Raw genomic sequence first — 490 nt, 5'->3', positions numbered from 1 at the left:
CGAGCAGTGTTTCGATATGGTTACCAAGGCCAGTCCTAATGCCCAGCGTATTCTTAATGTTCGCGGCATTGGCCCACAAACAGCAACGGCGATTATCGCTACTATCGGAAAAGGCGAGCAGTTTGATTCCGGTAGAGACTTTGCTGCTTGGCTTGGATTAGTGCCCAAACAGTACTCAACCGGAGGAAAGCCGCGATTGGGTCGTATTAGTAAACGAGGAGATAAATATCTCAGAACGCTCTTAGTGCATGGCGCGAGAGCCGTCATCACGAACCTAGGCGATAAGCAAGATAGGCTCAGTGTCTGGGGGCGAAATATCCTTGAGCGACGTGGCATGAATCGCGCCATTGTCGCTCTCGCAGCCAAAAATGCACGTATTGTGTGGGCGTTGTTGCACCATCAAACGGATTATCAAGACTACGCGGCCTAACTCGTCGCTGTCGTAAGGAGAAATACACCAACCGGGTCATTGCACACGCAAGTTGATGAG

1 protein-coding gene is annotated in these 490 nt (G+C 50.8%); it reads left to right on the top strand.

Features of this window, described 5'->3' with window-relative positions; translation table 11 throughout:
* Positions 1-430: IS110 family transposase (locus tag BZG25_RS15685; RefSeq protein WP_108744035.1), on the top strand; the 430-nt coding region annotated here is incomplete at its 5' end.
* Between the last annotated feature and the right edge of the window lie 60 nt (positions 431-490).

The organism is Salinivibrio sp. ML198 (assembly GCF_001996015.1).
GTDB classification, from domain to species: domain Bacteria; phylum Pseudomonadota; class Gammaproteobacteria; order Enterobacterales; family Vibrionaceae; genus Salinivibrio; species Salinivibrio siamensis.
This window is presented reverse-complemented; position numbering and strand designations above follow the sequence as displayed.